General features: G+C 70.2%; 7 protein-coding genes. 2 read left to right on the forward strand and 5 right to left on the reverse strand.

Annotation, left to right across the window (positions count from 1 at the left end):
- Positions 1 to 231 precede the first annotated feature (231 nt).
- Entirely contained in the window at positions 232 to 708 is a 477-nt protein-coding gene (locus AC1MIR_RS26100) for a nucleoside deaminase (RefSeq protein ID WP_480031098.1), read from the reverse strand.
- 61 nt (positions 709 to 769) lie between these two features.
- Between AC1MIR_RS26100 and AC1MIR_RS26105 the strand changes: the two genes are divergently transcribed.
- Complete coding sequence (locus AC1MIR_RS26105) at positions 770 to 1801, forward strand: LLM class flavin-dependent oxidoreductase (RefSeq protein ID WP_480031099.1); 1032 nt, start codon at positions 770 to 772, stop codon at positions 1799 to 1801.
- A 649-nt stretch (positions 1802 to 2450) separates the two neighbouring features.
- Here the strand turns inward: AC1MIR_RS26105 and AC1MIR_RS26110 are convergent.
- The 4 genes from AC1MIR_RS26110 to glpX all read right to left on the reverse strand — a co-directional run bounded on the left by AC1MIR_RS26110 (position 2451) and on the right by glpX (position 5985).
- On the reverse strand, positions 2451 to 2765 hold the full coding sequence (locus AC1MIR_RS26110) for a hypothetical protein (RefSeq protein WP_480031100.1): 315 nt from the start codon (positions 2763 to 2765) through the stop codon (positions 2451 to 2453).
- A 23-nt stretch (positions 2766 to 2788) separates the two neighbouring features.
- Positions 2789 to 3100, reverse strand: a complete 312-nt coding sequence (locus AC1MIR_RS26115) for a hypothetical protein (RefSeq protein WP_480031101.1) — start codon at positions 3098 to 3100, stop codon at positions 2789 to 2791.
- A gap of 84 nt (positions 3101 to 3184) precedes the next feature.
- On the reverse strand, positions 3185 to 4975 hold the full coding sequence (gene recJ / locus AC1MIR_RS26120; protein WP_480031102.1) for a single-stranded-DNA-specific exonuclease RecJ: 1791 nt from the start codon (positions 4973 to 4975) through the stop codon (positions 3185 to 3187).
- Positions 4972 to 5985: a class II fructose-bisphosphatase gene (gene glpX / locus AC1MIR_RS26125; protein WP_480031103.1), complete on the reverse strand. Its 1014-nt coding sequence runs from the start codon at positions 5983 to 5985 to the stop codon at positions 4972 to 4974. Before glpX ends, recJ begins: the two co-directional genes overlap by 4 nt.
- A 236-nt stretch (positions 5986 to 6221) precedes the next feature.
- On the opposite strand from glpX, the gene AC1MIR_RS26130 reads away from it, so the two are divergent.
- A complete protein-coding gene (locus AC1MIR_RS26130; RefSeq protein ID WP_480031104.1) occupies positions 6222 to 6551 on the forward strand; it encodes a GYD domain-containing protein in 330 nt (109 codons plus the stop codon).
- Positions 6552 to 6649 lie beyond the last annotated feature (98 nt).

Here is a 6649-nt window from a genome sequence, read left to right on the forward strand (position 1 = left end):
GTCTCTCTGGCTGACCACCGAGACGAAAAGCCAGGCGCCGACGATCCCGTCCTTGACGGACACGGCCTGTGCCCACGCGGCCGCAGGCGCGAACAGGGCGACGAAGAGAAAGGGGATGATGCGCGAAAGGGTCATGGCGATGAGTCCTCCCAAGCGCGCGGAGGCTAACCTCACTCAGTTTGAATATAAAACATATTTTATGGTCGGCTCCATCGGCCTTCGCCGCCCCGCTCAATACGCCACCTTGTCCGCCTTCTCCGCCCACGCCCCGAAGACCTCCAGCGCCTCCGCGGCCAGCAGCCGGCGCATGGGCAGGGCGCGCGCCTCGAAAGATTTCGGCACCTCGTCGTAGAGGAACTGGTCGTCGAAGCCGATCGCGGCCGCATCCTCCCGCGCATTGGCGAAGACCACCGCGTCCAGCCGCGCCCAATAGGCGGCCGCCAGACACATCGGGCAGGGCTCGCAACTCGTGTAGAGCACCGCGCCGCGCAGGTCGAAGCGGCCGAGCGCGGCGCAGGCGCGGCGGATCGCCACCACCTCGGCATGCGCGGTCGGGTCGTTGGTGGAGGTCACCTGGTTCCAGCCCTCCGCCACCACCTGGCCATCGGCCACGACCACCGCGCCGAAGGGCCCGCCCGCACCCGCCTCCATGCCCCGTCGCGACAGCGCGATGGCATGGCGCATGAAGCTCTCATCCTGTGCGGTCATCGGCGGTCCCGGCTCGACGGGGCCGGCTCCCGGCCCCAAATTCGGCCGAGGAGGTACCGGCATGACACTCGCGCTGTCCATCCTCGACCAGTCCAGCGTCGCCTCCGGCCGCACCGCGCCGGATGCGATCCGGGAGACGCTGGCGCTCGCGAAGCTGGCGGACCAGTGGGGCTACCGGCGCTACTGGCTGGCCGAGCACCACAACAGCGCCAGCCATGCCGGGACCGCGCCGGAAATTCTCATCAGCGCCATCGCCGCGACGACGCAGCGCATCCGCGTGGGCTCGGCCGGCGTGATGCTGCCGCACTATTCCGCGCTCAAGGTCGCCGAGCAGTTCAAGGTGCTCGAGGCCATCGCGCCCGGCCGCATAGACCTCGGCGTCGGCCGCGCGCCGGGCAGCGACGGGCGCACCGCCTTCGCCCTCAACCCCAACGCCAACGAGGCCGCGGACCGCTTCCCGCAGCAGGTGCAGGAGCTGATGGGCTGGCTCGGCGACGGGCTGCCGGTGAACCACCCCTTCGCGCGCGTCTCCGCGCAGCCCGAGGGGCCGACGCGGCCCGAGGTCTGGATCCTCGGCAGCTCGGATTTCGGCGCGCAGCTCGCCGCCTATTTCGGCCTGCCCTACTGCTTCGCCCATTTCATCACCGACGGCCGCGGCAGCGAGGAGGCGCTGGCCCTCTACCGCCAGAATTTCCGGGCGCATCCCGGCCAGGCCGGCCGCCTCGCGGAGCCGCATGCGGCGATCGCCGTCTTCGCCCTGACCGCGCCGACCGAGGCCGAGGCCTGGCGCCTGTTCCGCTCCCGCGAGCTGTGGCGCCTCTCGCGCGACCGCGGGATCTACCCGCCGCTGCCGAGCGTGGAGGACGCGGAACGCTACGACTACAGCCCGGAGGATCTGGCGCAGGTGCAGCGCATGCGCGCCCGCGCGATCGTCGGCGCGCCGGAGCAGGTGGTGGCGAAGCTGTCTTCCGTCGCGGCCGCGCATGGCGCGGCGGAGGTCGCGATCCTCACCCCCTGCCACGACGCCGCCGCCCGCCAGGCAAGCTTCCGCTTGCTGGCGGAGGCCAATGCCGCGCTGCCGGCTGCGGCGTGATTTGCTGTCAGCGCAGACGGTCGATCGGAGGCCGCAGAACGATGACTAATCAAGAACCTAATGGAACATATGCGGCGCCAACGAGTGAGCACATTGAACCATCGCCCATCGATCCATTGGTTGGCTATCTTTGCATGGAGTTTAACAATCTAGAATTCACAATGAATGATATAATTCAGTCTCTCGCACAGGTTGATAGAATTTCGGCGACTGTAATTTGGTCATCCATGATGTGGCGCGGTCGGCTCGATTTGATCAGTGAATTAATAGAGTCGAGATGGCCAGATCCCAATCAAATTTTCCGAATTCACTGGAAAAAACTAGTTCCTTTTCTAAGAGAGGTCGCTTCAGATCGAAACGCCATTATTCATGGTGGTCGTCTGATGCAAGTCGAGGGGGGAATAATATATCATTTTGTAAAACCAAATTATGATTTGGACCATATGCATATGGCGAGGCGACCAGACATATTCGATCCTGAAGAAATCAGGCAGATAATTTTAGATATTCGGACATCCACAGAGGCAGTGCAAAAATTCCAACGCGCTATTCATGGAATTGAGCCTGATCTGTCGTCGCTCTCGTCGTCAGGAATTCGCCGCAGGCCGCCCAGGTCCCAAAGGCGGTCCTAAGCGCAAGTGCTTACGCGTCATCGGAGGCGAAAGTGCTTCGGCCGCCTCACATGCCGCCGCCGTGCCGCCATGCGCGCAACAACCTCCACCGCCACGGGCAGCACCAGCAGCGGCAGCGTCGCCAGCGCCAGCATCCCGAAGGCCGCGCCCCAGTCCCGCCCGCCGAGCATCAGCGCCAGCCCCGCCAGCGTCCAGGTCGCGGCATTCGCGCCGCCGCAGGCCGCCAGCATCCAGCGCAACCGCCGCCGCCGCTCGGCGCGGGCCTCCGGCGCATCCGCGTCGGTCCAGGCCCCGCCGGCGGGGCCGACGTCGTAAAGCCTGCTCTCATCCACCTCGAAGGGAGGCGGGCGGCTCGTCAGCGGCGGATCACCACGAAGTGGATCGGCTGGCCCTGCTTCCGGGCGCGGCGCAGCCGCCACCAGATCGAGCCCGCCCCGATCGTCGCGGCGACGATCAGCACCGGCAGCATCAGGCCGAGGAACAGCACCGCCAGCGCGGCGAAGACCAGCCCGCCGGCAGCCAGCGCCACCAGCACGGCGATCCCGCCGACGCGCGCCAGGATACGGTCGAAGGTGCCGGCCGGCTTCGGCGCGGTGTCCCGGAATTCGCCCTCCGGCGTCATGTCGAGGACGGGCGGGCGGCGCCCTGGGGCCATCTGGTCGTCCATGCCGCAGATGTTGCCCCCCCTGGCCCCGGCTTCAAGTACGTCCGCACCGGCGTGACGCTGCGTTACCATCGGCCCGCCCGGCGATCAGCCCGCCGGCGCCGCATCCACCACATGCAGCCCGGCGCTGACCGTGTCGTTCCAGCTCTCCGCCCGCAAATGCCCCGCCAGGTGCAGCACGCCGCCGCCGAGCAGCGCCTGCGCCAAAGGCCCGTCCTTGGCGCGGAAGCAGATCGCCTTCAGCCGCGGCCCGCCGCCCTCGCCCTCGAGGAAGCAGCGCACCGCCGCGCCCTCCTTGCCGACGCGGTCGGCGCGCACCACGCGGGCGCGGTTCACCACGAAGACCGGCTCCTCGTTGCCGGCGCCGAAGGGGGCGAGGCGGGCCACGTCCTGCGCCATCGCCACCGTCGCGCCCTGCACCGAGAGCGTGCCCTCCACCGTCAGGTCCGCCGCCGAGGGCAGGGTGGCGGCGTGGGAGAGCCGCTCGTCCAGGAAGGCCTGCACCTCCGCCCCGCGCGCCTCGCGATAGGAGAAGCCGGCCGCCATCGGATGCCCGCCGCCGGTCTCCAGCAGCCCCGCCTGCCGCGCCGCGATGATCGCGGAACCGAGATCCACGCCCGGCACCGACCGCCCCGACCCTTTCGCCAGCCCCGCCGCCAGCCCCGCCACGCAGGCCGGCCGGTTGAATTTTTCCTTGATGCGCCCGGCGACGATGCCGACCACGCCCGGATGCCAGCCCTCGCCGGCCACCAGCAGCACCGGATGGCCGCGATCCGCCTGGCGCTGCGCGGCCTCGAAGGCGGCGGTCAGCACATCGGCCTCCACCTCCTGCCGGCGGCGGTTCACCGCATCCAGCGTCGCCGCCATCGCCCGCGCCTCGACCGGGTCGTCCTCGACCAGCAGCCGCAGCCCGAGATCGCTCTCCGCGATGCGGCCCGAGGCATTGATGCGCGGCCCGAGCAGGAAGCCGAGGGTGTGCGCGCTCGGCGCATCCTTCGCCTGCGCCACCTCCAGCAGCGCGGCGATGCCGGCGCGGTCGCGCCGCGCCATCACCCGCAGCCCCTGCGCGACCAGCGCGCGGTTGAGCCCGGTGAGCGGCATCACGTCGCAGACGGTGGCCAGCGCGACGAGGTCCAGATAGGCCTTGAGATCGGGCTCCGGCCGCGTCGCGAAGAAGCCGCGGCGCCGCAATTCCCGCTGCAGCGCGACGGCGCCGAGGAAGGCGACGCCCGCGGCGCACAGGTGCCTGAGCCCGCTGGTGCAATCCAGCCGGTTCGGATTGACCGCCGCATGCACCGCCGGCAGCGCGCCCTCGGCCTTGTGGTGGTCGAGGATCACCACCTCGGCCCGGCCCTCCGCGGCGGCCAGCGCCTCGACCGCCGCGATGCCGCAATCCACCGTGACGATCAGCGTCGCGCCGCGCTCGCACAGCGTGCGGATCGCGGCGGCGTTCGGGCCGTAGCCCTCGTTGATCCGGTCCGGCACGTAATGCGCCACGCGGCAGCCGAGCTCGCGCAGCAGCCGCACCATCAGCGCGCCGGAACACGCGCCGTCCACGTCGTAGTCGCCGAACACCGCGACGGATTCCTGCCGCTCCACCGCGTCGGCCAGTCGCGACGCCGCGCGGTCCATGTCGCGCAGGCAGGACGGGTCGGGCAGCAGCGCGCGCAGCGTGGGCTCCAGGAAATGCGGCGCGTCCTCGATGCCGACGCCGCGCGCGGCCAGCAGCCGGCCCACGATCTCCGGCAGGCCGAGCCGCTGCGCGATGCCGAGCCCGATGCGCGGCTCCGCCCCACGCCAGATCCAGCGCCGCCCCGTGGCGGAGCGCGCGACGCCGAGGACCGGGCCGTCCGTATCGAGCTCCGCCGCGAGACTCACGCCACGAACGCGCTGGGCTTCAGGGCGAAGTTGTGATGTCCCTCGACATACCGCACCGTGCCGGACTTGCTGCGCATCACGATCGAATGCGTCACCGCGCCCGATCCGAAATGCCGCACGCCGCGCAGCATCGGGCCGGTGGTCACGCCGGTCGCGGCGAACATCACCTCGCCGCTCGCCATGTCCTCGAGGCCATAGATGCGGCCCGGATCGGTGATGCCCATCTCCTTCGCGCGCGCGACCTGCTCCTCGTTCTCGAACAGCAGGCGGCCATGCATCTGCCCGCCGATGCAGCGCAGCGCCGCGGCGGCGAGCACGCCTTCCGGCGCGCCGCCCGAGCCCATGTAGATGTCCACCCCCGTGTCCAGCTGGGACACCGCGACGACGCCCGAGACGTCGCCATCGGGGATCATCATGATGCGCGCGCCCGCGGCGCGGCAGCGCTTGACGATCTCCTTGTGGCGGTCGCGGTCGAGCAGGCAGACGACCAGGTCGGTGATCGAGCGCTTCTTCGCCTTCGCCAGCTCGCGCAGGTTCTCCTCCACGCCGGCATCGAGGCTGACCACGCCCTCCGGCAGGCCCGGGCCGACGGCCAGCTTGTCCATGTAGATGTCGGGCGCGTGCAGGAAGCCGCCCTTCTGGGCCAGCGCGACGCAGGCCATGGCGTTCGGCCCGCCCTTGGCGGTGATGGTGGTGCCCTCCAGCGGGTCCACCGCGATGTCCACCTCGGGCCCGCCCCCGGCCTTCGCGTAAAGGCCGACCTTCTCGCCGATGTAGAGCATCGGCGCCTCGTCCATCTCGCCCTCGCCGATCACCACGGTGCCGGAGATCGCCACCGTGTCGAAGGCGCGGCGCATCGCCTCCACCGCCGCGCCATCGGCCGCGTTCTTGTCGCCCCGGCCCATCCAGCGGCTGGCGGCGAGCGCCGCCGCCTCGGTCACGCGGACGAGCTCGAGGGCCAGGTTGCGGTCCACATGGACCTGCGGGTCCTGGGCGTGATGCGCGGCCATGGTCGGTGTCCCTCCGGATTCGGGGCAGCTTAGCGCGGCCGGGCGGCGTCGCGGATCCCCAGCCGCGCTACCTGCCCGGTCCCGGCCGGGCGGACAAGGCAGGCAGGGCGTTCAGCGGCTGCCCGATCGGGAGCGCGAAATATTTAACTTTATGCAAAAGGTCGAAAATGTGAGCTTGGCGCGCCGGGCTTCCCGTTTCGCGGGACGCCTTCGGCCAAACGGAGGGATACGGTCCGATGCCGAAATACATGATCCAGGCTTCCTACAACGCCAGCGCCGCCGCGGCCTTCATGAGCAAGCCGCAGGACCGCGTTGCCGGGGTCAAGGCGATGATCGAGAAGCTGGGGGGCACCTTCCACAGCATCGATTTCTGCCTCGGCGAGTACGACCTCGTCGTCATCTCGACGATGCCGGACGACGTCTCGGCGGCGGCGGCCGCTCTGGCCGTGAACGGCGCCGGCCATGTCTCCGCCTACAAGACGACGAAGCTGATGTCGCCCGAGGACTTCATGGCGGCGCAGAAGAAGGCGCATGGCATCAGCTACGCGCCGCCCAGCAAGGGCTGAGGCCCAGGCCCAACCCGTCCCGGGCGCGCCGCCCGGGGGGGGGCCGGCGCCGGGGCGGGCCGCGGCCCGCCCCCCCCCCCCCCCCCCCCGCCCCCCCC

It is taken from the genome of Falsiroseomonas sp. RANM36 (assembly GCF_056682175.1).

Excerpts from the sequence above, each read along its gene's own strand:
- AC1MIR_RS26115 (WP_480031101.1), bottom strand. The coding sequence starts at position 3,100 with ATGGACGACCAGATGGCCCCAGGGCGCCGCCCGCCCGTCCTCGACATG.
- AC1MIR_RS26105 (WP_480031099.1), top strand. The coding sequence starts at position 770 with ATGACACTCGCGCTGTCCATCCTCGACCAGTCCAGCGTCGCCTCCGGC.
- glpX (WP_480031103.1), bottom strand. The coding sequence starts at position 5,985 with ATGGCCGCGCATCACGCCCAGGACCCGCAGGTCCATGTGGACCGCAAC.
- AC1MIR_RS26130 (WP_480031104.1), top strand. The coding sequence starts at position 6,222 with ATGCCGAAATACATGATCCAGGCTTCCTACAACGCCAGCGCCGCCGCG.
- AC1MIR_RS26100 (WP_480031098.1), bottom strand. The coding sequence starts at position 708 with ATGACCGCACAGGATGAGAGCTTCATGCGCCATGCCATCGCGCTGTCG.